This is a genomic window from Runella defluvii (assembly GCF_014195535.1).
GTDB classification, from domain to species: Bacteria; Bacteroidota; Bacteroidia; order Cytophagales; family Spirosomataceae; genus Runella; species Runella defluvii.
In genome coordinates this window covers 471,035-496,788 of the sequence record NZ_JACIBY010000006.1, presented here as the reverse complement: position 1 = coordinate 496,788, position 25,754 = coordinate 471,035, and the positions used below count along the sequence as shown (strand labels likewise).

General features: G+C 45.8%; 14 protein-coding genes. 3 read left to right on the top strand and 11 right to left on the bottom strand.

Features of this window, described 5'->3' with window-relative positions:
* Positions 1–117 precede the first annotated feature (117 nt).
* From FHS57_RS16985 to FHS57_RS16975, 3 genes are all read left to right on the top strand, one after another.
* Positions 118–666 carry a ferritin gene (locus FHS57_RS16985; RefSeq protein ID WP_122933610.1) on the top strand — a complete coding sequence of 183 codons (549 nt, stop codon included), beginning with the start codon at positions 118–120 and terminating at the stop codon, positions 664–666.
* A 200-nt stretch (positions 667–866) separates the two neighbouring features.
* A complete protein-coding gene (locus tag FHS57_RS16980; protein WP_183975712.1) occupies positions 867–1,367 on the top strand; it encodes a hypothetical protein in 501 nt (166 codons plus the stop codon).
* On the top strand, positions 1,364–1,564 hold the full coding sequence (locus FHS57_RS16975; RefSeq protein WP_122933612.1) for a helix-turn-helix transcriptional regulator: 201 nt from the start codon (positions 1,364–1,366) through the stop codon (positions 1,562–1,564). The genes FHS57_RS16980 and FHS57_RS16975 overlap by 4 nt, the downstream gene beginning before the upstream one ends.
* A 131-nt stretch (positions 1,565–1,695) precedes the next feature.
* Here the strand turns inward: FHS57_RS16975 and FHS57_RS16970 are convergent, their stop codons facing one another.
* From FHS57_RS16970 to FHS57_RS16920, 11 genes are all read right to left on the bottom strand, one after another.
* On the bottom strand, positions 1,696–2,445 hold the full coding sequence (locus tag FHS57_RS16970; protein ID WP_183975710.1) for a M15 family metallopeptidase: 750 nt from the start codon (positions 2,443–2,445) through the stop codon (positions 1,696–1,698).
* 12 nt (positions 2,446–2,457) lie between these two features.
* Positions 2,458–3,237: a DUF4846 domain-containing protein gene (locus FHS57_RS16965; RefSeq protein ID WP_183975708.1), complete on the bottom strand. Its 780-nt coding sequence runs from the start codon at positions 3,235–3,237 to the stop codon at positions 2,458–2,460.
* 371 nt (positions 3,238–3,608) lie between these two features.
* Positions 3,609–7,130, bottom strand: coding sequence for a VCBS repeat-containing protein (locus tag FHS57_RS16960; RefSeq protein ID WP_183975706.1), 3,522 nt, complete (start codon positions 7,128–7,130; stop codon positions 3,609–3,611).
* A 71-nt stretch (positions 7,131–7,201) separates the two neighbouring features.
* Entirely contained in the window at positions 7,202–10,564 is a 3,363-nt protein-coding gene (locus tag FHS57_RS16955; RefSeq protein ID WP_229601366.1) for a VCBS repeat-containing protein, read from the bottom strand.
* Entirely contained in the window at positions 10,564–12,957 is a 2,394-nt protein-coding gene (locus FHS57_RS16950; protein WP_183975704.1) for a TonB-dependent receptor, read from the bottom strand. Before FHS57_RS16950 ends, FHS57_RS16955 begins: the two co-directional genes overlap by 1 nt.
* Positions 12,954–14,159, bottom strand: coding sequence for a DUF4249 domain-containing protein (locus FHS57_RS16945; protein ID WP_183975702.1), 1,206 nt, complete (start codon positions 14,157–14,159; stop codon positions 12,954–12,956). Before FHS57_RS16945 ends, FHS57_RS16950 begins: the two co-directional genes overlap by 4 nt.
* Positions 14,156–16,936 carry a TIM-barrel domain-containing protein gene (locus FHS57_RS16940; RefSeq protein ID WP_183975700.1) on the bottom strand — a complete coding sequence of 927 codons (2,781 nt, stop codon included), beginning with the start codon at positions 16,934–16,936 and terminating at the stop codon, positions 14,156–14,158. Before FHS57_RS16940 ends, FHS57_RS16945 begins: the two co-directional genes overlap by 4 nt.
* Positions 16,933–20,256, bottom strand: a complete 3,324-nt coding sequence (locus tag FHS57_RS16935; RefSeq protein ID WP_183975698.1) for a VCBS repeat-containing protein — start codon at positions 20,254–20,256, stop codon at positions 16,933–16,935. The genes FHS57_RS16940 and FHS57_RS16935 overlap by 4 nt, the downstream gene beginning before the upstream one ends.
* Positions 20,257–20,279: 23 nt before the next feature.
* Positions 20,280–20,861 carry a hypothetical protein gene (locus tag FHS57_RS16930; RefSeq protein WP_183975696.1) on the bottom strand — a complete coding sequence of 194 codons (582 nt, stop codon included), beginning with the start codon at positions 20,859–20,861 and terminating at the stop codon, positions 20,280–20,282.
* A 79-nt stretch (positions 20,862–20,940) separates the two neighbouring features.
* Positions 20,941–22,437, bottom strand: coding sequence for a RagB/SusD family nutrient uptake outer membrane protein (locus FHS57_RS16925; RefSeq protein WP_183975694.1), 1,497 nt, complete (start codon positions 22,435–22,437; stop codon positions 20,941–20,943).
* A gap of 23 nt (positions 22,438–22,460) precedes the next feature.
* Complete coding sequence (locus FHS57_RS16920) at positions 22,461–25,466, bottom strand: SusC/RagA family TonB-linked outer membrane protein (protein ID WP_183975692.1); 3,006 nt, start codon at positions 25,464–25,466, stop codon at positions 22,461–22,463.
* Positions 25,467–25,754 lie beyond the last annotated feature (288 nt).

Sequence of the window (25,754 nt, the reverse complement as noted above, 5' to 3'; positions counted from 1 at the left end):
ATTCAGACTCATTCCAAATTTTAGGGAAGCACGGTTGAAATAGAACATTTTTGCGTCAAAGGGTGTAGTATTGTTGATAAAAATAATGGAAACTTCCCATTTCAAACTAATATAACTATGAAAGACACCGTTCGTATGCGAACTTCGTTGAAAGAAGATTTAGAAATTGCTTTGAATGCACAAGTAAAAATGGAAGCCGAATCTTCGGCAAAATATTTGGCCATGGCTGCGTGGTGTGATCGCAACGGTTATTCTAACAGTGGCGATTTCTTCTTTGCGCAAGCCGACGAAGAACGTGGTCACATGCTCAAAATCTTTAAATTTATCTGCGATATGGGCGGAACGGCCATCACCCCCGATGTGGTTGGAATTCCGCAAGAATATCCTTCGTTCCGTTCGGTATTTGAAACGGCGTTGGAGCAAGAAATTATGGTTTCGCAGGCCATCAACCGCTTGGTAGGCATCAGCCGCCGCCTCGACGATTACGCGACCGAAAACTTCTTGCAGTGGTTTGTGAAAGAACAAATCGAAGAAGAATACATTGCTCGCCGCCAAGTTGAATTGTTTGATGTGATTGGCGAAGAAGGCATTGGCCGTTTTACAATTGACATGGAAATCGCCAAAGTAACCTACCCAGGAGCCGCGGGCGAAGCAGGAGGAGAATAATTTTTTCTTTTACCTTCCCGAAAGTTTTAAACTTTCAGGAAGGTGGGAAAAAAACTTTCGGGAAGGTAATAAAAGCGCATCGTACCAACTACGATGCGCTTTTATTTTTGACTTTGTGTAAAAAATATTTGCTTAAATGTAAAGTATATTTTACATTTGAATCGAAAATCAATTTTTCAAACAAAAACCTATTAACAGCTATGGATACCAAATTACTTTTGCCCAATCGCTTTAAGAGAATCGGTTGGTTGTTGTTTGTGCCTTGTTTGGTGCTTACGGTGTTGGCGTTGTTGGAAGTAGCTCCCAGCGTCAGTTTTTTTGGAGGAGAACACTTCTTGGTGAAGTGGACGACCATCACCTTTTCGGAGAAAGGAACTATGGTTGCGTTATTAGATGGCAATGTGGCCGATTTTGCGGGTGAACTTTTGATGACCTTGACCACGGTAGGCTTTTTCTTTGTCGCTTTTTCGCGTGAACGCACCGATGACGAATGGATTACGAAAGTGCGTCACGAGTCGCTGCTCTGGGGATTTTATGTGCACCTGATTGGGTTTGTTTTGGCAGCTTGGTTGTCGTATGGCCTTGATTTTTACTTAATTCTATCGTGGAATATGCTCACGGCACCGTTAGTTTTTTTGGCGCGTTTTCACTGGATTGTTTACGTAAAACCGTTTTTTGAAGAAAGGAGGGCTGCCGCATGAAAAATACGATTCACGTAGAACGAGCCATAAAACGCATGACGCAGGCCGATTTGGCCGAAGCCGTAGGTGTTTCGCGCCAAACCATCAATGCGCTGGAGGCGTCGAAGTATGTGCCGTCGGTTGTGTTGGCACTAAAAATTGCCCGCTACTTTGACAAACCCGTCGAAGCCATTTTTGAGCTGGAGAAAGAGGATTAGAGTAGTCCATGGTCGATAGTCCACTGTCCATAGTAATTACAGCCAACTAAAAATCTGTGGACCATTGACTATTGACTAACAACTTCTAACCGTGGACTATCGACTATCGTCTGTGGACTATCGACCATCGACTAAAAAAGCAACTCAGGACGATATTCGAAGTGCATGGTGTCGTAGTGATACCACTTTCCGCCCCAGATAAAGCCGTGTTTTTCAAAGATTTCTACTACTTGAGCGGCTATCTTATTGCGGTAGGAGAGTGGTACATTTTCGTCTTTACAACGACAATCCCACTGCCAATAATGCGACAAATTGAGGTTGATGTCGATGGCTACGCCGTAGCTGTGCATACTGAGGCGGTTGGTGCCGCTGATAAGTCGCCACACAAATGTCCCCGCAGGATTATCGACGTACTTGAGCAATTCGGGATGGCGTTCTAATTCGTCCGAAACGGCTTGAAAATGCTGGTGTACGTTGTTGATTTTTGATACCAATAATTTCTTCTTCAGGGTCTTGGGAAGCCACACAATCTCAACGAGATTTTTGCGGACTTCCGCTTCGGTATTTCCGTACATTTTTCTAAAAAAAGGCTCGTACCGAAACCTCCCTGGGTCGTGGTTGAGTTGGGGAGCTTTTTCTTGGCGTTTTTTGGAATACTTCTGCACCAGTTGATCTTCCAAGTCGGCGTTTTGGAGAAGTTCGGCAAAGGTCTTTTTTTGTCCGTCGTCAAAAGGCATGAGGGTGGAGTCTTTCCACACAATGCCTCGGGACGTAGCCCGCACAATGTGGTCGGGGTAAGCCCGCAGGTATTCCGACTGAGCACGGCTAGTGAGGCTGAGTAGGACAAAAAAAACAAGAAGAAAAGGCTTGAAAAATGACATCGTTTGGGCTAGTTAGTTTTCCTTAAAACGTCGTACATCACTGGGTTCAAAGGTCCATTCGGGGGTTTCCAACGTCTCGTTTTTAAGTTCATACCACGGGCTAAGGGCGGTATTGTTGGGATTTTTCAAAATCTGGGTTTCTTGGGCAGGCATGTAGCTTTGGGCCAACAAAAACAATTTTTGCCCCGTTGTAGGATGTTGAACCATGTCCACTACCATCACCGCATGACCGAAAGGTACACCTTTTTGAATAAAAACGTCGCCAATTTTCAGGTTTTGCATGGAGATAGGCTGCAATTCGTCGTGCAACGAACGGGTGTTGGCCGATGCGAAAATGTACTCCATGTACTTCCAAAATGTTGGATACGAATAGTTGCCTTTGGCGTAGGTGCTGAAATAACGGGGCTTGCCATCGGCCAAAAAATTGAAATGAATTTTGTCAAACTGCTTTTGCTGAAACAAATACTCCGCCCGCAATCGCATGACGGCATCGGCGCATTGATGCAGGTCTTTCTTCCCAATGCCTAGAGCCACGACCGAAGCATAGACGTCGGGGGTGTTTTTGGGACGACCATCAAAATAGAGCACCTTGCTTCCCCAAGGTTTGAGCGGTAGCTGGCGCAAAAACGCATCAAAAGAGGTGGACGCAGCGGCAGTTCGTTGAAACCCCGTAGGAGCAGGAAACCGTGCCGACAAGGTCGTGGCAGTGGGCGACACGGGAGCTTGGGCGTGGCTGGTTTGAAGTAGAAAACTGACCCCAAAAAGCAGGAAACAGGCGAGGAAGCGGTTCATAGAAAAGAGTTTTTTTAACACATAGAGCACATGAGAATAAACACATAGAAAATACAGCTATGTTTTCTATGGACAAAAGCTATCTGATCGATGTGGTTAACTAAAAAGCTTCGTGTAAGAGAGAGCTAATTGACTGTGAAAAAACGAAGCGATGGGCAATTCATTTTTTGAGTAGCTTTAAAAACTTTTTTGAAACGCTTTATTACGTTGTTTATTAAGTTTCTTTATAATTTACCCGCAGATTTACGCTGATTCTAAAACCGCAGATAACCGCAGATTTTGGGTGATTAATTCGGCTAATGAGCTTATCTGCGGGATAAACAATATCATATTACTTTTCAAACAAGGTATTTATTTATCAGTATCGCCGTTTATTGCACCCCAAACACCTGCACTTTGTCTTTGTTTTTGGCCAAAATGACGTAGTTCTTCCCTTGGGCCGTTCGGAGGGTTTTCATGCGGCGTACTTGTCCGCGTACGGCAAAACCCGACTGCGCGGGGCGAACGGGCGCAAAAGTGGGGTGTCCGCTGGCGTTTTTACCCGTATTTTGAAGCAATAAACCATCGTTGCCGTCGTAGCGTCCTATTTCGGGCAGCACATCGAAAAAGTTGCCTGTGAGTAACAAGTCGGTTTTGCCGTCGTGGTTGTAGTCGGTGGCTACAATGCCAAAAATGGGCGATAATTGGGCTTCCAACGGTAACGCTACCAACGTAAAGTTTCCTTTGCCATCGTTGAGTAATAAAGAAGAGGCCGCTTGCACGGCTTTTTTGGTCTCAACGCCTTCGAGTTGGTCGCTGGTAAATAATGCGTCGATGGGTTGCCCTGCGTAATCGACGTGTTTCACGAAACGCTTGTTGATAACAGGCAATACTTTTTGCAAATCCGATTTCAAGACCATCGGGTAAGGTTTGCCGTCAGGATTGTACGAAACGATGATTTGTTCCACGGTACCATTTCGGTCAAAGTCGTTGATATACAGTTCGGCAGGCTCTTTTTCAGAGCACTTGAGTTTGGTATTAAGCCCTAAATTTCCGACCACAAAGTCGATGTCGCCGTCGTTGTCAATATCCGTAGGTTCAATGACGTTCCACCAGCCTTCCGATTGTGGAACGGTTTGCGGAATGAATTTTCCTTTTTGATTTTTAAGTACTGTAATCGGCATCCAATCACCGACTACGACCAAATCGGGGTAGGAATCTTTATCAACGTCGGTCCATTGGGCGTCGGTAACCATCCCCAGTTGCCCGTTGGTGAGGGTTTGCGTGGTAACGTCCGTAAAATTTCCTTTGCCGTCGTTTTGGAGTAGGTGGCTTTTGGGGCTGTAACCATATTGCGCCGACACCATCCGACTGCCGACAAAGACATCAAGGTCGCCGTCACGGTCGTAGTCAGCCGCCGCTACACACGAGCCGTTGTCCAATAACTTAGGGAAAGTGTTGGACAGTGTAAAGTTTCCTTTGCCGTCGTTGAAATAAAGTGCATCGGCCAAGGCAGGGTCGTTAGGTAAGAACTCATTTCCGCCCTTTACCACTAACAAATCAAGGTCTTTGTCACCATCGGCATCAAAAAACAACGCGGCGGTTTCGTCGGCTTGGCTAGGGGTATTGAACGTGGCTTGGTTAGACTTCGTAAATTTTCCTGCACTTGTTTGCAAAAACAACGCCCGTGGTTTTTCCGCCCCTCCGCCAATGTAAGCATCGTCGAGGCCGTCACCGTTGACATCTCCCACGGCCAACGCAGGCCCTTGGGTCGAGTACATTTGCTTGAGGAGCCCGTCGCGGTTGTAGTCCACAAAGGCGTTTTCTTCGTGCAAAAAGTCCAGCCCCGAGGCCGAAGTAAGGTCGTTGAAAGGTAAGTTGGTAAACTGAGGAGGGGTAAATTTCCAAAGGTCGCGGGCGTCGGCGTGGTTCAACGCCAATTCAGTATCGGTCTTGACGTTGGTGAGGGTTTGCTTGCGGTCGTCGGGCCAAATGACCACCAAAGAGTCGATTTGAGGATTTTTTCCCAAACCAAAAACCATCGTCAGGTCGCTCGATGACTGAAAGCCGCGCGTCGGCATTTGTTGCAAACACTGCATTTGGCCTTTTTGGTAAACCGATACTTTGGCTCCAATGGCGTGCGGATTGGCGCTTGTGCCTTTTAAATTGACCCGTAAAAAGCGCGTTTTGAGTTTTTCAACCGAGTGGTTTCGATACACGCTGAGCGGCGAATTATTGTTGTTGACGACCAAGTCCAAGTCTCCGTCATTGTCCAAATCTCCGTAGGCGGCCCCGTTTGAGAAACTAGGTTCGGCCAAGCCCCAAGCGGGTGCTTTGTCGTCGAAAGCAAGGTTTCCCTTGTTTTTGAAGGCAAAATTTGGGATAGGCGTGGTCGAAATCATATCGACAAACTTGCGGTAATCGAACTTCATTCTGCCTTCCAGCATGGCCTGAATATTGTCTTTATCGGCCAAAAAGGCTACGTAGTCTTGGTCGGTGAGGTTTTTGATGATGCCGTTGGCGACAAACAAATCCTTGAGGCCGTCGTTGTCCATGTCAAAAATCAACGCGCCCCAGCTCCAATCCGTTGCATGTACACCCGCCATTTGCCCCACTTCAGTGAAGGTAGGAGGGAGGACTGTATTCTGTTTTGGGTTTCCTGTTTCGAGTTTTCTGTTTTGAGTTTGCTGTTTAGCGTCGCCCATCGACTGTGGACTATCGACTGTGGACCGTGGACTAATCGACTGATTCCCCTGATTCAAATGCAGCATATTGCGCATGTATTGGTGCCAATAATCTTGCTTTAGTTTAAATTCGGTGAGTTCGTAGCCTTCAAATACGGTGGTGGTTTTGAGGCGTTTATCATCGCGGGGGAGCATGTCGGTCACAAAAACATCCAAAAGCCCATCGTTGTTGATGTCGGCAATATCCGCTCCCATCGACGACATGCTGATGTGGTTCATGCTTTGTTCCAACGATTCTTTGAAGGTGCCGTTGCGTTGATTGATGTACAAATAATCGCGTTCGTAGAAGTCGTTGGAGACGTAAATATCAAGCCAATTGTCGCCATTGACGTCCCCAACGGTTACGCCTAAGCCAAAAGCAATCAAACTCCCGTAGATACCAGCCTCTTCGGAGACGTCGGTGAAGCGGATTGGGTTGTTTTTAGATGCCCCTTGCCCTTTGCCTCTTGCCTCTTGCCCTTTGCTGCCCTGAATCATTTCATTTCGAAAGAGCTTGTGGCCGCCGAGGGAGTCGCGAACGGTACGGATGTTTTGGTATTGCAGTTTGTTGACGGGCGTAAAGCTATTGTTGAGCAAATACATGTCTAAGTCGCCGTCGCGGTCGTAGTCAAAAAAGGCGGCGTGGGTCGAATATCCCCCATCGACTAAGCCATATTCGGGGGCTTTATCGATGAACGTAGGCACGCCGTCGGGGCCAATGCCTTGGTTGATAAATAGTTCATTTCCACGGCTATCGCCTTTCACATTTCCCGCATTGCAGACATAAATATCCATGAGACCGTCGCCGTTGACGTCGGCAAAAGTAGCGCCTGTGGACCAAGCCTTTTTGCCGCCTACGCTCGCTTTGGCCGTAATGTCCTCAAATTTCCAGCGTTCTTCGGGATTTTTACCTTTGTTGAGGTACAGTTTATTTTCTTCAAAATTAGAGGTTACGTAAATATCCGCCCAGCCGTCGTTGTTGACATCGGCGATGGCCACTCCGCCACCGTTGTAGAAATTGCGGTAGTTGAAGATGTTCAGTTCTTTTTTGTCAAGAATTTGATTGGTAAACTCAATGCCCGTTTCAGACGAAGAAAGTGTTTCAAACAGGTTGTCGTCAGGAGCGGATTGTTGACAACCGCTTGCTCCTAAAAATAAACTAAGAATAATAAATAATGAGGAATGCTTCATTGGTTACTGGGCCATTCTACGGCTGCCTATTTTACAAAAATACGTAAAGCCGCAAGAACTTTCCGAAAGTTTTAAAACTTTCGGAAAGTTGGGGTTGTGAGGGATAAAATTTGGGCTTTATCGTTGTTTTTTGCCAACAGCCAGTACAATTTTCCTGCCGAATTTTTAAACGGTTTGATGTGCCGAACTTGCCCGTAAATTGGCACTTGGGAAAGTTGAATTTCAAACTGATTTTTGCCTTTGTTGAGCAAAACAGTACCAAAATCGGCGTCATACCGCCCCATTTGGATGTTGTTGTCGTAAAAATTTCCTCCTAAAAACACATCAGGCAGGTTGTCGCCGTTGGCGTCGATAATGGTGGCTGTTTTGTACGGGCTCAACTGCGCCAAGTACGGCAAAGGCTGAAACTGGAAATTCCCTTTACCGTCGTTGACAAACACACCGTTGGCAAATTCGTTGGCTTCTAACACGGCCATTTTGCTCAATTTGTCTTTTCCAAACAGGTTTTCTACCGACGTTTTGGCAAAATCGCGGGCGTGGATGTATTCTTTTTTGATGTAGGGAAACTGCTTGTCGGTTTCCATTTTATTGGCAAAGAGCGTTTCTTCGCCGTTGAGGTAGTAGGTCAAAATCTGGTCAACGCGATCGTTTTTGTCAATGTCACCTACGTACAGCCGAACAGGTTCTTTTTCAGCGGCTTTGATGCGGCTATTTAACCCCAAATTGCCTGCCAAAATATCCAAATCACCGTCTTGGTCAAAATCATGCGTCAACGTAAAATTCCACCAGCCTTTCTGGTTGCTTCCAAGGGGTATTGCTTTTTCAAACCGCCCGTTGTTTTGGTGAAAAACCGTTAGGGATTTCCACTCGATGGACAATAGCAAATCAAGGCGTTGGTCTTTGTTCAAATCCACCAGTTCTACATTGGTCACCATTCCGATGGTGCGCAGTTCGGGGGCGAGTTGCGTTGTTTTGTCCGTAAAGTTTCCTTTGCCATCATTCACGAGCAAATACGAAGTAGGATTGTCGCCGTAGGCTTTGGGAATGGAGCGTCCACCGATGAACAAATCCACCGCTCCGTCGCCCGTAAAATCGAACGCACGCACGCACGAAGCCGTTACGTAGAGGTCTTTGAAGGCATCTTCTTTGCGGGTCAGTTGGCCACGGCCATTGTTCAAATACACCCGTGGCTGGAGTTGATACGTTTTACCAAAAAACTCATTTCCGCCGCTTGCCACCACCAAATCAAGGTGTTTGTCGCCGTTGACATCGGCCCACTGGGCGTCCACATCCTCGTAAATCAGGTCTTTTTCGAGGGTAGGTTGGGGCAAATTCTGAAATTTACCGTTGGCATTTTGGAGATACACTTTGCTGAGGGCATCGCGGGCATTGCCCAAGAAAATGTCTTCAAGCCCGTCGTGGTTAATATCGGCTATCGCTACCGCAGGCCCTGCCGATGAGGCCAAATGCGGAATGAGTGCTTCGCGGTCAAGTTCGTTAAAATTGTTTTCTTGGTGGACAAAGTCAAGGGTTAATGCCGTCGTTTTGTCTTCAAAAGGAACTTTGGGCGTCAGTAGTTTTTGTAAACGTTGGTAATCAAAACGGGGCAGGTTTTCGCTTTGGACGAGTGTAAGCTGTTTTTTCAACTCGCCTTTACGCAATACTTGGTAGGTTTGGTTAGGCCAAACAAAAAGCAGCGAATCCACTTCGTCTATTTTGCCCACGCCTACCACCAACGGAATCTCAGCGCTCGACTGAAAACCACGCACGGGAAACTTCTCGTAGCTAATCACTTCCCCTTTTCGGAATACTAAACACTTAGCCCCAATCGCGTTGCGGTTGCCCGTTTTTCCTTCGATCTGAAGGGTAATCGACTCGTTGGTTGTCGAAAGATTTTCGTAGATAAATGCCTTGTCGTTGATGTTGTTGGCAATCACGTCGAGGTCGCCGTCGTTGTCCAAGTCGGCATAAATCGCACCGTTAGAGAACGAAGGCTTATCGTTTTCAATGGTGTTTTGCCAATCAGCAAATTGAAGATTTTGGGTATTGTGGTAAAACTTATTGGGAAGTTTGATTTCGGGCAAAATATCCACCACGTCGGGGTCATCTTCGTTAAATTCGCCCTTGTTCATTTTTTGCTGAATCGCTTCGTCCGACACAAACTGAATGTAGTCGATGTCGTTCATCCGTTTGGGAATACCGTTTGAAATGAAAATGTCTTTCTTCCCGTCGTTGTCAAAATCCATCATCAGCGGCGACCACGACCAGTCGGTGGCGTGTACGCCCGCGTACATTCCCATTTCTGAAAAAAGGCCATTTCGGTTGAGTTGGAGGTTATTTCGGGCAAATTGATAGCTGTAGCCTTGGCGGATTTTGTACTTAAAAATGTTGTACGAATCTTCCCCTTCCGAACGCTTCAAAATTTCTTTGTCGTTGGGAAGCATGTCGAGCGAGATAATCTCGGGAAGGAGGTCGTTGTTCAAATCGCCGATGTCGATACCCATCGAAAACTGACTCGTGTGCATAATCTGCCGCTCAGAATCTTCGGCAAACGAGCCATTGCGCTGATTGAGGTAGAGGTAGTCGTTTTCGTGAAAATCGTTCCCGATGTACATGTCAGGATAACCGTCGAGGTTGACATCGCCAATGCCTACGCCCAAGCCGTAACCCAGCACGTCGTCGATGATGTGCGCTTGCTGCGTAACTTCCACAAATTTGCCATTGTCGTTGCGGAAAAATTTATCGCCTGCCGTGGGGTGCGGTGTTCCTTGAAAAGCCGAACGAAAGCCAAATGTACCGTTTTGGTGGACGGAATGATTAAGCTGAAAAAAGTCCAAATCACCGTCTAAATCGTAGTCAAAAAAGGCAGCTTGCGTGCCCAGCCCTTTCAAATCGAGGCCATATTCTTTGGCTTTTTCTTCGTAAACTGGGACTCCTTTTGCCGTAATTTCTTTGCAAACAAACAACAAATTTCGCCCGTCCAAACTCGGGATTCCGCCTACTTGGCTGATGTAAATGTCCAGCTTTCCGTCTTGGTTGATGTCCACTACCGACACGCCGTTGGCCCATGCCTTGTTTTGGTTGATGTTGGTTTGAGCGGTGACGTCTTCAAACTTCATCTTGCCCCGATTGAGGTACAGTTTGTTGTCCGACAGGTTTCCCGTAAAGCACAAATCAACGAGCCCGTCGTTGTTGAAATCGCCCGCTCCTACGCCGCTTCCGTTGTAGAAGTACATGTAGTTGAAAATATTGAGCTTGCTATCCGCTTTGAGGGTATTGGCAAACTCAATGCCTGTTTCGGAAGCGTCTAGTAATCGGAATTGGGCAGGCGGTTTGGGCTCGCTCGATGATTGACAGCCCACAAAAACATAGGCCGCGTAGGTAACGAAACAAAGGGCAGAAAAACGATATAAAAGGGTTGAATTAGACATCATCAAAATTCAAAATTATAGGCTAAACTAACAATAGGCGCGCCAAAAATCTGCAAACGTTTTGCTTGGCTAATGTTCTTTTCGGTTTTGAAAAAGACCGAATACACATTCCGACGGGCGTACAAATTATAGACCGTAAAGGCCCATTTTCCTCGGAAGCGACGGTCTTTCATGCTGGGGTTGTAAATGTTCCAAGCAAAGTCCAAACGGTGATAATCAGGTACGCGTTTGTTGTTACGTGCTTCATAAAACGGAAAGAAATTGTTGAGGTAATTGACAAAACCCACGGGCTGTGTGTAAGGTCGCCCTGTGCTATAAATAAACGTAAAACTAAACGAATTGTGTTTGTCAATGCTAATGTCGAACGAGGTATTGACGCTGTGTGGTCGGTCATAATTGGCGCGGTACCAATGCCCGTTGTTGACTTGTTCAATCGAAGGGAGGTCGGTGTAGGTGCGGTTAAAGGTGCGCGAATAGGTATAATTGACCCAGCCGTTGAGCCGCCCTTTTTTCTTGGTCAACATGACTTCGAGCCCGTAAGCCTTGCTCAAACCTTGGACAATCTGCGTTTCGGGGTAGGGTTGGAGCAAAAAATCGGCACCAGGTTTGTAGTCCACCATGTTTCGGGTGAATCGATAGTAGCCTTCCACCGAAATCTCATAGATGTCGTTATCGAACGAATGGTAGTAGCCTGCCGAAAGTAAATTGCTGATTTGGGGTTTGATGTGTAAGTCGCTCGTTTTCCAACGCGACGTAGGAATCGGCGTGGTGGTATTGGAAACAATCTGCAAATATTGACGCATGAGGTTGTACCCAAACTTAAACGATGTCCGTTCGTTTAGGGCATACCGAATCCCGACCCTAGGCTCAAAACCGCCGTAGTGACTAAACACTTTGTTGTGACCCGCTTGTACGGAGTCTATCACGGAGAAGTCGTCGCGGGGTTGGCCTGCTTCGTAATTTCGGTAAAGGGCAGGCCCCAATGTTTGAAAATACGAATAACGAATCCCTATCGAAAGCGCCAGTTGTTTGCTGAAACTGTATTCATTATCGGCGTGCCACGCCCATTCGTTAGCGCGTTCGGAAGGCGTGACGATGTTACTCACACTGGCGCTGTTATTGGGGACTAGCTCGCCAGGTTGAATATCGTAACGCGTAAAACTAAGCCCCGTTTCTAGCTTGTAGTTGGTCAATACATAGTTTAGGTTAGACTTGAGTTGTTTCTGCGTCAGGGCCGAATTCAAATCGACGAAGTTGTCGGTGTCTTTTTCTTGGGTGGAAATTTGTGGGGTATAATGGGCGTAAACGGCCGTGGTTTGAATGTCCATTTTGGGCGAAATCACCGTCAACCAGCGTGCCATAGCATTGGTAGAAGTATGCTGGTAACGGGTAAATTCACCAATCACGTTGGGAAGCCCTGGGAGGAGATTGGTGCTAAAAAGGTCGTAGCTTTTGTAAAACGTGCCCGTCAGGGTGTTTTTAGGGTTAATTTTCCAAAATCCTTTCCAAACGCCTTCGCCGAACTTTGCTTTGATGTCTTTGAGTTTGTCGGAAGCAATTGGCAACAAAAAATCATTGAACGCGCCCCGCGCCGCCACATAAAACCCAAGTTTGTCTTTGACAACGGGGACATTGACCATGAGTCGGTTGGACACAATGCTGACACCTCCCTTGATTTTGAGGCTGTCTAAGGTAGGATTGCGGAGTTTGATGTCAAGCACAGAAGCCGCGCGCCCGCCGTAGCGACCTGGCACGTTGCCCTTGTACAAATCCAAGGTAGAAACGGCATCGGGTGGAAACACCGAAAACAACCCAAACATGTGCGTAGGGTTAAAAATGGGCGTATCGTCTAAGAGGATCAAATTTTGGTCGGTGGTTCCGCCTCGAATATTGACCCCGTTGGAGGCTTCTCCCACGCTCGTAACGCCTGGAAGCATCTGAATTCCGCGCAATAAATCCACTTCCCCAAAGGCCGAGGGAAGTTTTTGGAAGGTCTTGATGTTGATTTGATTCACCCCCAAAATCGGTTGCCGAATGGTTTGGTCAAACCCTTTGGTCGTAATTACAACTTCCTCCAGTTGATTTTCGGTTTTATCCAACAGCACAGTTATTTTCAGGCTGCGGGTCATTGGCGGAAAATACTTGGAATAAGGCACGTACCCCACATAACGTATCGCTACGACGTGACTTTGACGGTCAACGGTCAGGGTAAACTCGCCTTTTTCGTCGGTTTTGGTCGCTCCTTTGCTGCGGTTGTGGTCGAGGATGACGGTGGCACCCGCGAGCGGTTGCTTGCTAATGGAGTCCAAAACCGTTCCACTGATGGTGTATATTTGACCCAAAGCGGCAGAGGCGCTCAAAAACCATCCCAATACTAAGTAAAGTGTTTTTTTCATCGCCAGCCAAGGGGGGTAACAGGTGTGCGGGTAAAACTTGGTTGACAAATGGCCAACGGAACATCAGGACGCTCGTTTGAGAGTTCTTCGAGCGTAACGGGGCGGTTGTTGATAAAGCTATAAAGTCCATTTGGAAGCCCTCCCGTGGTATTTCGGCGGTCGAGCATCACGCGTACTTCGCTCACCGAAGAGGCAGAAAAATAGCCCAATACCAATTCATTGGCGTCTTTTACGTTTCGGATATTTCCTCGCAAAGGCGCAGGAGGCGTATCGGCCAAAGTTCCTGTATTGACGGATTGGTCTTGGAGTAATTTTAGGTAACGATACGTGTTTGGTGACAAGGACATTTGCTGGAGACTTACCAAACAAGGGTTCGACTGCCGAAGGGGGATTTGGGCGGCTAACCTGTTTTTCTGGGGTTTGCCATTGGTATAAACATCCGACAAAATGTTGATGTCCGAACTGTAAAAAATGTCCCAACAGCGCGTTCCGCAGTAATAATCAAAACGGTCGTTGACTTTTAAGGTCAGGTCGCGGTAGCAATCGCCTGTTTCTCCCTGTTCGGTTTCAAATAAGTAATAGCGCCCTTGGGTGCAAGTGGCACAAATGCGCTGAATTTCCCAATTGACCCACCGCCAACGGTAAAAATTCTTTTCGTTGGGGGCGTCATCAAAATCAACATAAATGTCGTTGCTCGAAATCTTTTCACTCGACCCTGCTGCATTGGGAATCCCTGTAAGGTTAAAATCCTCCGATACGTTTTTGATGGCTGGAACAGAATACATCGTCTCGACATCGGTTTCATACACTTTTCCGTTGGCCAACTGAAACCGCAATTGGTACGTATTTCCTGCTTTGGCCCGAAAACCAGTGGGACAATAGTAGTAACCCGCGAGCCGTTCTTCTAGCTGGATTTCGTCTTTCTGGTTGATAATCAGCTTGACGAGGGCTTGCTGCTCAGGGAAATAAGACTGCCGCGCTGGATAGATTTTGGACGTAAAATCGGAGCTTTTGAACGAAGCATCTTTGGGCGTACTGAAAATGGAGACGTACTGTGGCTCGTTCAAGTCGGTCAGTGTCCCATCTACCAGCAAGTATTCTTTAGAAGTGTAAATATCTGCATTGAAATCATCCACGCAGCCGATGAGATAGACCAAGCTACACAAAACTCCCATCGCTATCAATAACCGTTGGCGTATCATAGAATCATCATTTTTTTTGTGGTCGCTTCCCCTTTTGTATTTCTAAGCAGGACGGTAAAAATGCCCTTTTGAGGTGCGGAGGGGAGGCTATGGTGGGTTTGTTGGTATTGGGTCAAGTTGCCGAGGGTGTGTTTGTAAATCAGGGTTCCTAGTATATCAATCACTTCAATGGTATAATCGTCGGTTGTAGGGGCGATGATTTGCAAGTTTACTGCGCCTAAGTCCCGTGCTGGGTTGGGATAAACAACGAGGGCATCCTGTGCTGGCGTCACAACGCTGGTGAGAATCCCCAAATCGGTACGAATGATTTGGGCCGAGGCGGTCTTGTTACAATCCCAATCAAAGGGAATACTCAATTGGAAATTGGCCAAATCATAGTAGGCCGTTTTGGCTTTTAGAGGTGAATCTGTTACAAAACGAACGGGAATCGTTTGCCCATCGAGCAGCACCGCTTTGGGAATGTTCGTTACATTTTTTATTTCCAACAAAATATAACGACTCCCGAGCCCTTGGGCGGAGGTGTGAGTGCGGGTGAGCGTTACACCGATGGTATCCGTCTTGGATTTGCCTGTCAGCTTGAGGAGCTCGTAATTCTGGTTTGTAAGCACGTTTGCCTCCGTGCCCTTGTCGTGGAAAATGGTAAAATCGGAGTTAGGTACCGATACATCTTGAAAAAACTTGATAACCAAACTATCCGAAACGTAGGCATCGGTCGAAGACTTGGCACTGACCGCCATCGGGACAAAACCACCCGCAGGTACATACACGGGGATATTTTCGAGGACTACATTTTCAAAAATAGTACCTCCACCTTGATAAGATTTTTTAGACCAAAAATCAAACCATTTTCCATTGGGTAGTTGCACTTTCCGCACGAGCATTCCGTGAATCATAACGGGAGCTATGAGTAGGTTTTTTCCAAAAAAGAACTGGTCGTCGATGTTTGCTAGGCGATTGGATGGTTCAAAGTAGTCCATCGAGAGGCAGAAAGGCCGCCCCGTTGTGGTGGTTTGATAGGCAAGGCTATAAATGTACGGAAGTAGCTGATAACGAAGCTTTATCGCGGCACGGGTATTGTTGTAAAAAGGCTGCGTCAGGATGTAGGGTTCGGTAACGTTTCGCTCACCATTGACGCGCATAATGGGCGAAAAAGTCCCAAATTGCGTCCAACGCATGTCCATTTCTTCGTCTTTAGGCGCTTTGTCGGAAGGAGTCACGTAGCCCCCAATGTCGGAGTGCATATAGGCTAAACCTGAGTAGCCCGCGTGAATCATCATCGGAATTTGGAGGGTAAGCCCCAGCCAATACCGAGCTACGTTGCCAGTCCAAGGCAAAACGCCGTACCGCTGTGCGCCCGTCCAAGCTGAGCTTGTGAGATGGAACAAGCGACTGGCGGGAAAAGCCGCGCGGTGGTTGTCATAAATGGTTTTGGCCCAGAGCAGTGAGTAAAGATTATGGACTTGTGTCGAGGGATTAGTATTGTTATGGACAAAAAACGTGGGATGTTGCGGTGGCTCCAGCCCGACACTCGCCCAGCCGCCGATACCGTCGTTTGTTCGAGGGGTTAGTTTGCTGGCGAGCCACTGTTGGGTATTGGTTTGAAAAATGTCCAGCAAACTGGTCGTATCACCGCCTTGGGTGAGGAGACCTGTGCTTCCTGAAAGTGTTTTTGTGAGAAGACGAAGCGAATCCAAACTACGGTAATTGGCAGAGGCTTTGTTGACGTAGGGTGAGTTCATTACCACTGTTTTTACACCTTTTGCCAACCAGTTTTTCATCATGTTGGCAGGTGACGGAAAGCCTGTTTGTCCCCAATTCATGTTTCCAAGGTTGTTGGTATTGCCTTGCCACGGGGTATTGATGATGACAGCATCCAAGGGGAAACTCTGACTCTGTAAGTTGGTAATTACATCGTTTAACTCGCGCTCGGTACTGTAGCTGCTTTTGGATTGGAGATAGCCCAATGCCCAACGCGGCACCAACGGCTGCCGTCCCGTGAGGGCAGTGTATTCGTACAAAATTTCGTCGTTGTTGGCGCCGTTGATAAGGTAATACGACCAGAGTCCTAGGCTGCTTATTTGGGCATCTATTCGGGTAGAGTCCAATGCGCCTAAATAAGTCCGCATGTCGCCAGGGAGCGGACTGTCGAGCAAGAGACCGTATTGCCCCGACGCCACAAAAAATGGAATGGTGATGCTTTGAGCCAAGCCGAAGGTTTGGCCATAAATATCATCAAAGTACCACGGACGAAAGGTGTTGGTAAATTCCGAAACCTTGCCCGTTAGGTTTACTTTAGACACCCTTCCGCCTGTCCCGTGAAAAATTTCGTTGGGGTCAATAACGAAGGAAATCGAAACGTTTTGGTTTTTATAGCCAAAAACGTCTTGTTTGATTTTGGTTTTGCCGTTTGATTTTAGCGCAATCGAAATCGGGGACTTGGTGATTTCTAATTGGCTTGAAGGGGTAACAATCGTCAGCGTTGCTGGGGTTTCTACCAGCTGAAATTGGCGCAGCGAAAGCGGCTGACCAACGACGGCGTAGGATGTATCTTGAAAAGCGCTGTTGGAAGGAAACTGCGTTACCTTAAAAACGTTGTTCGAGAAGACCTGCACGCGCACTTCGGCCGATGAACCGACTAAGCGAAGTTCGGTATTTAGAACCGAAAAACGAAGTAAGTTACCTGCGTTTTGTGCTAAAATAGGCCACGAAAAGCACCCGATAAGCGCGATTGTTGCCCCAATAAATTTCCACATTCCTGTCCGCACATTGTTTCTCATAGCGTGGGTTTGGGCTGTTCGATTTTAAATAATTGTGGTATGGAATTGTTCAATAAACCAATCACGTATGGCGTGCCATTGACCTTGACGGGTTTGAGTTGGGTCATTTCGCCTTGCGGAGTAAAGCCCGAAAGGTGGTCGGATACTGCGGCAAAAACGCCTTTCCCTTTGTTGATAAGGATTTTTCCCTTGAAAGCATCCAAACGCGAAAACTGAGGGATGAAGTTGTAGTTGTTGCCACCGAGCAAAATATCTTTCAATCCATCGTTGTTGACATCGACGCAGTAGGTCGCGTTGATGCACGAAATCTGGGCTTCCACTGGGAGTGTTGATAGGCTAAAATTGCCTTTGCCGTCGTTGATGGCTACGGCAGAGTGCATGTAGTTTACTTGTTTGACTGTTGCTTTTGAAAGCACATCGGACGTAAATAAATCCTTCAGCCTTTTGGTTGCGTAAGCCGAGTGTTTCAAACTTTCTTTTTTCAAAATCGGAAACTGCTCCATCATTTCTCGTTTCAGTAGCACGGGACTATCTTCGTCCTCAACGGTTTTGGTTAAGATTTTATCGGTTAATCCATTGTTGTCAAAATCGCTTACCCAAATTTTGATGGGGCTGTTTTCGGAAGCGCGCAACATGAAGTTATCGCCGATGTTGCCCAGCACCAAATCCAAATCTTTGTCATTATCGATGTCCACCGCTTCGATTCTTCCCCAAAAGCCTTGGTACGCTTCTAAACCTGTGTTGATTTGGGTAAAAGCCCCGTTTTGGTACGCAAAAGTCATGGGGTTCATCCAATCACCGACCACCGTCAGTTCTTTGTTACCATCCCCGTTGAGGTCATCCCAAACGGCGTCTCGAATCAGCCCCAAGGTTTGAAAGCTTTTGGGGGTACTGTCTTTAAATTTGAGGTTGCCAAGGTTTTCAAAAACGTAACTGATGGGAGAAAGTCCGTAGGTTTTGGGCAAACTTCGGCTACCGACAAACAAGTCTAAGTCACCGTCTTTGTCGTAATCCATCGGAATTACAACGCTGGTATTCATGCCGTTTGGCGGCAAGGCATTGGCGGCGAGGGAGAAATTGCCTTTGCCGTCGTTGGCATACAAGCGGTCGTTTAAGCCTCGTTGGTTAGGGTCGAGTTCGTTTCCTCCTGCCCCGATATATAAGTCTAAGTCACCGTCTTTGTCGGCGTCAAAAAATACAGCTTCGGTATCTTCAAAATACTTAAAGTCTTCAAAAACCTGTTGTTCCGATTTTTTGAATGAACCGTTGACTTGAAGGTACAATTGCCCTGCTTGGTTGGCCGCTCCACAAATGTAAATGTCGTCGGTGCCATCGTTATTTACGTCTCCCACGGCTGCCCTTGGGCCTTCCTTAGAGAGCTTGACGGGAATGTTTTTTTCTTGGTAAAAATCTTCGTAATCGTTTTCCTTATGGGCATCGAAGGGAGCCTCAGTTTTTGCCAAATAGAGCGACAAGCGCTCAACAGGGGTAGGAGTGGGGAGCTTTTTGCCACTACCAATGCTCAGTTCGTGGGTTCGGTCAGCGGGAAGGTTGTTAAGTTTGCTGATGCGACCATCGTACCAAGTAATGGTCACGGAATCAACTTTGGTCATCGAACCTAACCCAAGAGTTACGGGATATTCGGTACTTGACTGGAAGCCCCGCGCAGGCATGATGTTTTTGCTTAAAATTTGGTCTTTTACATAGACTTTTAATTGCGTTCCGATGGCGTCGCGGTTTTTACCTTCGCCTTTTAGCTTAAACTTAACGTAGTGAACTTCTTTGTTTTCGTTGGTTTTGTTGCGATACACAAACGCTTTTTGGTTGACGTTGTTGACAACCAAGTCCAAATCCCCGTCATTGTCCAAATCGGCATACGCCGCTCCGTTGGAAAAGGATGGTGTTCCAAACCCAAAACTTTTGCTGGCTTCTTCAAATTTGAGGTTGCCTTTGTTATGGAAAAAATTGTTGACAATAGGGCGTGAAGGCATTTGATTGATGATGGCATCAAAGCTCTTTTTCTCTCCCGAGAGCACCATTGTTTGGGCTACTTCGTCGGCAAAGAAGTCAATAAAATCTTGGTCGATGACGTCGTTATAAATACCGTTGGACACATAAATATCGGTTTTCATGTCGTTATCGGCATCAAACATCAGTGCACCCCAACTCCAGTCGCTGGCTTCAACGCCGCTCAAACACGCAATCTCGCTGTAAGTACCATCTTGGTTGTTGAGTTGCAAGGCATTTTGCATAAACTGATTGTAAAACCCTTTTTGTTGCTTGAGTTTGAAGATGTAGTGGCTTTCAAACGAAGTGGTGCTTTTAAGGCGGGTTTCGTCGATGGGAAGCATGTCGGTCGTAAAAATATCCGAGTAGCCATCGTTGTTAATATCGGCAAAATCAGCCCCCATGGATGCCAAGCTGGTATGCCCGATTCGTTTTTCTATTTCTTCTTTAAAGGTCCCGTTGCGTTGATTGATGTAGAGATAATCTTTTTCAAAAAAGTCATTTGAAATATAAATATCGGGGTAGTTATCATTGTTAAGGTCGCCGACGGTCACGCCCAATCCAAACCCAATCAAACTTCCATAAATTCCTGCTTGCTCACTGACATCGACAAACTTGTTGTTGTCGTTTCTAAGTAATTTATCCCCTCCACCTTTCAGATAATCTTTGACGGGCCAATCTTTGGCGCGTAAGTCGCGGTTGTTGTCGTAGTTGAGGGTATTGACAGGAATAAAGCTATTGTTCAAAATATAACAATCTAAATCGCCGTCGAGGTCATAGTCAAAAAAGGCTGCGTGGGTAGTATAGCCATCTTCATCGAGGCCATATTCTTTGGCTTTTTCGGTGAAGGTCATGTCGCCATTGTTGATATAAAGAGAATTACCCTGGTTTTTGATGCGTTTGTCGATGCCCGCATTACAGACATAAATATCCAACAAACCATCGTAGTTAATGTCCACCATCACCACCCCTGTGCTCCACTTGCCTGCGTCGGCAACGCCTGCTTTTTGGGTAATGTCCTCAAATTTAAAATTGCCTTTGTTGAGGTACAGTTTATTTTCACCCATGTTCGACGTCATATACACATCGGGCAGCCCGTCATTGTTGACGTCGCCAATTCCTACACCACCGCCGTTGTAGAAGTTGCGGTAATTGAAGATATTGAAGTTTTCATTGTTGGTTACCTTATTTTCAAAATCAATACCCGAATTGGTTACCGATTCAAAAAGCCCTTCGGTAGCATCTTCACGTTGGCAGCTTGTGAAACCAATGGCGAATAAACTAAGGCAGATATATAGACGAGAATGACGCATGAATGAAATAAGTGCAAAATGGATTAAAAGTAAAGTTGCTGAGGCGTGAGCCCTTGGACTTTTAAAAGGGGCTTTTTATAGACAATGAGTCCTTCTACGGGTTTCCACGTCGCAGGGTTTCCCATGGTGGTGTATTCTCCCACTTGGCCTTTGAGTCGTAAAATAGCTTTTTCTTCGGATAGTGCATCGAGCGTTATTTCGCCCGATGTCATAATGTATCCTAAACCGCGACGATTGACGGGGTCGGTCATGCGTCCAATCATGGCGCTGGCTTGGGTCTGGTTGTTGGTATCAACGGCTTTGGTGATGGGTTTGGTGGCAAACCATTGGTCGCCGCCGATAGCAATCACGGTGTTTCCCTGAAATTGATCGGTGATATTGATGCGGAACGCGTGGTCAAAAGCCGTTATCTCTCCTTTAAAAACACTGCTGTCGCTATAAAATGGCTGATTATCAATGGTGAGCCATACTTTAGCTTCGCCTTCTTTCAAGGTAGCGAGTATGTCGGAAGGGTTTTTTGAAGTTGAAGAACTGGTACAGCTCGACACGGAGCTTCCGAACAAAAAAAGAATAAAATAAAAAGATAATGTACGTGCTGCTATCATAGGTGGGGAAAGTCACTAAAAGAAAAATGCCCGATGTGATTCGAGCATTTTTCTTTGAATTTATAACTACTAAAGCGGATTAATACCCTTGATTTTGCTTCAAGTTAGGGTTAGAAACAAGCGCGATAGCAGGGATTGGGAACAATACAGTGTAGGCTTCTTTGTTGTCAGCACCAGCACCTGTAGTAAACTTACCGTAGCGAACTTCTACCGTACGTTTGCCACCTTCCCAGTACAATTCGCGACCGATTTCGTCGAACATACCGTCTGTGTTGATTGAGGCAAGTGCTTTTGCTTTGCGGGCAGTTCTGATAGAGTTTACAGTTACCAACGCACCAGCAGCGTCACCACCACGGAGTTGAGCTTCTGCTTTCATCATTAGTGCTTCAGCATAACGCATCAAGATGTACTTACCAGCTGTTGCAGGGTGGTACTTGATAGCGCGGATACCTTTATCGGTAGCTGCACCTGCCAAAGGTACGTCACGAGTGAACGAAAGTACTTTTTGCGTACGTGAGTCAATAAGGTCTTTACCTTTATCATCCACTTGTTTGCCAATCAAGAAACCGTAACCGATACCAGAGAACTCAGTACCATCGCCTTTTGCGGCCTTACCGATACGTGGATCATCTTTCTCGAACTTATCGTAGAAGTCAGCCAAGGTCGTAAAACCGTTCCATCCAGATGGGTTTTGACTGTAGTGCAACGTCATAAACCAACGGTTCTGAGGTGTACCTTCCAAGCTCACGAAAATGGTTTCTGAGTTGCCATTTTTTGTAAAGGCATTAAAGTAATCAGTATCAAGCTTGTATCCGTCGGCAGTGATAGCATTAACATACGTTGATACTTTGTCCATATCTGCTTTATCAAATGTATATGGACCTGCTGGAGTCGAAGCTTTGTAAACTGCCTTATTCAAATACAACTTAGCAAGTAAGAAGTTGGCAGCTGCTTTGTTAGCCACACCGTTTGATGCTGATGGGCCTGCTTTTACCAATACGGGAAGTGCTTCTTCCAAATCTTTTACGATAAAGTCGAATGCTTCTGAGCGAGTCATTACGCGAGGAAGATCGTCAACCCCTTGTGTAAACTCTCTGAAAGGAACTTGACCATAGAAGTCCATCACGTGATACATATTCCAGGCACGCAAGAACTTAGCTTCTGCTTTCTGAGCCGCTGTTGCGGTCGTAGAAGCCAAGATTTCGGTGGTTTTAAACACGCGAGAGTTCAAGCTATTCCAAGTATCACGAACTTGTTGGTGGGTCGCATCCCAAGTATGTTGGTCAAGCGTACGCCAAACCCCGTTATCACCCCAGTCAACCCCACGTGTAGGAGGAATCATTTCGGCTGAAGTGTGCATACCCAAAGCGTAAGCATTGGCTTGGTCAGTATAAAACCCTAGGTCTTTGTAAGCAGATTCCAATAGACCAACAGGGTCTCCTGCTACAGGAGTACCACCTTCAGACTGTCTGACGATAGAATCTTTTTCGTTATTTACTAAATCAGTACAAGAAGTGATGGTAGTTAAGCCTAGCCCAACTATCAAAGTTCTTACTATGTATTTATTAGTCTTCATTTTGTTTAGTTTTTTGTTAGTTCTTAGAACGAAATGTTAGCACCAATGGTCCAAGTTCTAGCTCTTGGGTAAGCAGTGTAGTCGATACCAAACGATGGAATACCGTTGATAGACTTGTTGGTGCTTACTTCTGGATCTTGACCAGTGTACTTAGTGAAGGTCATCAAGTTTTGACCTGTCAAGAATACGCGCAAGTTTGAAATAGTTTTACCACTTACTGGTACACGGTAGCTCAAGTTCAAGTTTTGTAAACGAACAAAATCACCTTTTTGCAAGAAACGAGTTGAAACGTCTGGAGCGTTCAATGGACCTTCTTTGCTTGTTACCACATTCTTAGTCACGTTACGTCCGTTTGCAAATGATCCTTTTGTAAAGAACGCATTTTCAGTATTTGAGTAAAGGTAGTTACCAAATACGCCGTTGAAGAACAAGCTCAAATCCCAGTTTTTGTAACGCAAGTTGTTTGTCAAACCACCAGTAGCAGTTGGAAGTGGGCTTTTACCATTCAAGAATTGTTGGTAGTCACCATTCGGATAAAGCGAGTTCCCGTTTTCATCATATCCGCCGAAGTCACGCAAGAAATAAGCAAACAAAGGCTGACCAGCTGCGATACGTTGTGCAAACGCACCTGTCAAACCTTGACCGTTGATTTCACCCGTGTCAAATACCCCATTAAGGTTTTTAACCATGTTTTTGTTGAAACCAGCGTTTAACAATACTTCCCAACTAAAGTTAGTTTGGTCAACCACCGAACCTGTCAATGAAATTTCTAACCCACGGTTTTGGATGTCAGTATCCAAGTTTTTCCACGTAAATGGCGTAGGAGCAGGTTGTGCTGAAATAACGTAGAACAAGAGGTCTTTGGTGTTTTTCTGATAGAAATCAATCGTTCCAGAAAGACGGTTTTTCAAGATAGCAAAATCCAAACCTAAGTTGATAGATGACGTTGTTTCCCATTTCAAGTTAGGGTTGTTAAATGCTACGGCGTTCAAACCACCACCTTCGATGTTATCACCACCCTGGTTGATTCCCCAGCCACTGTAACGGTCACGACGGTCATAGACGTTGTGAGGAATTGATTGGTTACCTGTCAAACCATAGCCCAAACGAACCGATAAGTCATCGAAGATATTCTTAGGAGCGAAGCTTTCGTTCATGATTTTCCACTTAGCAGCGAAAGATGGGAAGAAACCATATTTGTTGTTGCCCCCGAATTTCGTAGAACCGTCTGAACGCAAAGTAGCTGTTAACAAATATTTGTCATTGATACCTACGTTTACACGTCCGAAATATGATTGCAATTCGTCAGTTTCTGAACCAGAGTTGTTGATAACGTTGCTACCAAATTTACCAGCATTTGCTGATGCGATGTTGTTGATCATCAAATCTAAGTCGCTGGTACGGAAGTTAGCAGCTGCAATATTTTTTGAGTAGCGGCTGAACATCTGATACGAATAACCTAACAACGCATTGAATGTGATTTTGTTAAACTCTTTGTCGTATGTGAAGTAGTTTTCCCACAATTTGTTGTCAGTTTCGATATCCGCAACGTAAGCACGGCCGAGTTTGTCAACACCTGTCAACACGAGGTCACGAGAATAAGCTGATTTTCTTGAAGAGAATGACTTGTCAAAACCAATTACTGTTTTGAATTTCAAGTTCTTCACAATTTGTAATTCAGCATTGATGTTACCCAAAGCGCGAAGCGTGTTTGTGTTGTCTTGAGACAATACAATCATTGCCAACGGGTTAGGTTCAGTGTTACCTGGTTGGTTGAACGTACCGTCGCTGTTGTAAACAGGGCGAGTTGGGTTAGCTTTCAAGATGTTACCTAAAAGGTCTCCTTCAAAACCAATGTTCTCTGAGATAGGTACGTTAGCGTCTTGGTTGTTTGAAATGTTGATGTTACTCGCAATCGTCAAACGGTCATTAAGGAATTTCTTAGAACCATTGAAGCCTAAGCTGTAACGCTTGATTTCTGACTCTTTGATAATCCCCTGTTGGTTCAAATAACCCAACGTAAAGCGGTAGCTTCCGTTGTTATCGCCAGCTCCGAAGGCAAAGTTGTGTTGGTTAGTGTAACCAGTTCTGAACAATTCTTTTTGCCAGTCAGTATTACCTTTTTGATCTTGACCACCCGCTGCACGGTATTCATCGGCATTTAGCAAATCATAACGCTTTGTAAGACTACTTGCTCCAAGTGAGTAACCGTACTCAAGCGTACCTTTACCTTTTCCTTTTTTCGTTGTAATCAAAACTACCCCGTTAGCACCACGTGAACCGTAGATTGCCGTTGCCGAAGCATCTTTCAAGATGTCGATGCTTGCAATGTCTTCTGGGTTCAAGAAGTTCAATGGGTTTTTAGCTGGCTGACGACCAACCCCCGAAGCATCTCCACCAGATGAGGTATTGTCACCTGCCAAAGGTACTCCGTCGATAACAAACAATGGGTTGTTACCACCAAATACGGAAGACGTACCACGGATACGAACGTTGATGCCACCACCTGGCTCACCGCTTGACTGAGTGATTTGCACCCCAGCTACGCGTCCTTGCATCAATTGTTCGGGTGATACTACAATCCCTTTTTGGAAGTCTTTTGCACCAATAGCGTTTACAGCACCAGTCGCATCTTTTTTCTTGACTGTACCATAACCTACTACCACTACTTCATTCAGGACTTTGTTGTCTTCGAGAAGAGTTACATCGACAACTGAGCGGGTACCAACCGCAATTTCTTGGTTTGAGTAACCTACGTAGCTAAATACGAGTGTCGCGTTTGTAGGAACGGCAACTTTGTAATTTCCATCAACATCTGTACTCGTACCGCGTTGAGTTCCTTTTACTGCAACTGTTACACCTGGCATTCCTGTGCCTGTTCCATCTTTTACTTTACCAGTGACTTGTCTTTCCTGAGCTTGGACTCCCAAGAAGACCACTGTGAACAAAACTGTCATGGCGATTTTACCAAGGACAGCAAACTGACGAGCGAGTAAAACTCGCCCTACAGAAGGGAAACTGTTCATCATAGGTTTAAAATTGTTTTGTGAATGATTACCTGTTTGGTCCAGTCACTTGGAAGGACTCACTACAAGGGATTTTGGATTGTTCCAAGTATTTCTTGTCCGCAAGTAACCTAACCAGAAAGCAAATTACAATAATAAATTTCTATAATGCAAATTTTGAAAATTAAAAAGGAATAGCCTTTTTGGGTAATAGTGGAGTAAGTTGTACTTTTAAAAGTGGGCAAGTCTATTTTCATGGTAAAAATTTTAGATACGGCCTGCTTTGCCTAACTTTGCACGACATAACTTAAA

Bases quoted from the DNA above. Each gene is read 5' to 3' on its own strand.
- FHS57_RS16985 (WP_122933610.1), top strand. From the start codon at position 118: ATGAAAGACACCGTTCGTATGCGAACTTCGTTGAAAGAAGATTTAGAA.
- FHS57_RS16980 (WP_183975712.1), top strand. From the start codon at position 867: ATGGATACCAAATTACTTTTGCCCAATCGCTTTAAGAGAATCGGTTGG.
- FHS57_RS16975 (WP_122933612.1), top strand. From the start codon at position 1,364: ATGAAAAATACGATTCACGTAGAACGAGCCATAAAACGCATGACGCAG.
- FHS57_RS16970 (WP_183975710.1), bottom strand. From the start codon at position 2,445: ATGTCATTTTTCAAGCCTTTTCTTCTTGTTTTTTTTGTCCTACTCAGC.
- FHS57_RS16965 (WP_183975708.1), bottom strand. From the start codon at position 3,237: ATGAACCGCTTCCTCGCCTGTTTCCTGCTTTTTGGGGTCAGTTTTCTA.
- FHS57_RS16960 (WP_183975706.1), bottom strand. From the start codon at position 7,130: ATGAAGCATTCCTCATTATTTATTATTCTTAGTTTATTTTTAGGAGCA.
- FHS57_RS16955 (WP_229601366.1), bottom strand. From the start codon at position 10,564: ATGATGTCTAATTCAACCCTTTTATATCGTTTTTCTGCCCTTTGTTTC.
- FHS57_RS16950 (WP_183975704.1), bottom strand. From the start codon at position 12,957: ATGAAAAAAACACTTTACTTAGTATTGGGATGGTTTTTGAGCGCCTCT.
- FHS57_RS16945 (WP_183975702.1), bottom strand. From the start codon at position 14,159: ATGATACGCCAACGGTTATTGATAGCGATGGGAGTTTTGTGTAGCTTG.
- FHS57_RS16940 (WP_183975700.1), bottom strand. From the start codon at position 16,936: ATGAGAAACAATGTGCGGACAGGAATGTGGAAATTTATTGGGGCAACA.
- FHS57_RS16935 (WP_183975698.1), bottom strand. From the start codon at position 20,256: ATGCGTCATTCTCGTCTATATATCTGCCTTAGTTTATTCGCCATTGGT.
- FHS57_RS16930 (WP_183975696.1), bottom strand. From the start codon at position 20,861: ATGATAGCAGCACGTACATTATCTTTTTATTTTATTCTTTTTTTGTTC.
- FHS57_RS16925 (WP_183975694.1), bottom strand. From the start codon at position 22,437: ATGAAGACTAATAAATACATAGTAAGAACTTTGATAGTTGGGCTAGGC.
- FHS57_RS16920 (WP_183975692.1), bottom strand. From the start codon at position 25,466: ATGATGAACAGTTTCCCTTCTGTAGGGCGAGTTTTACTCGCTCGTCAG.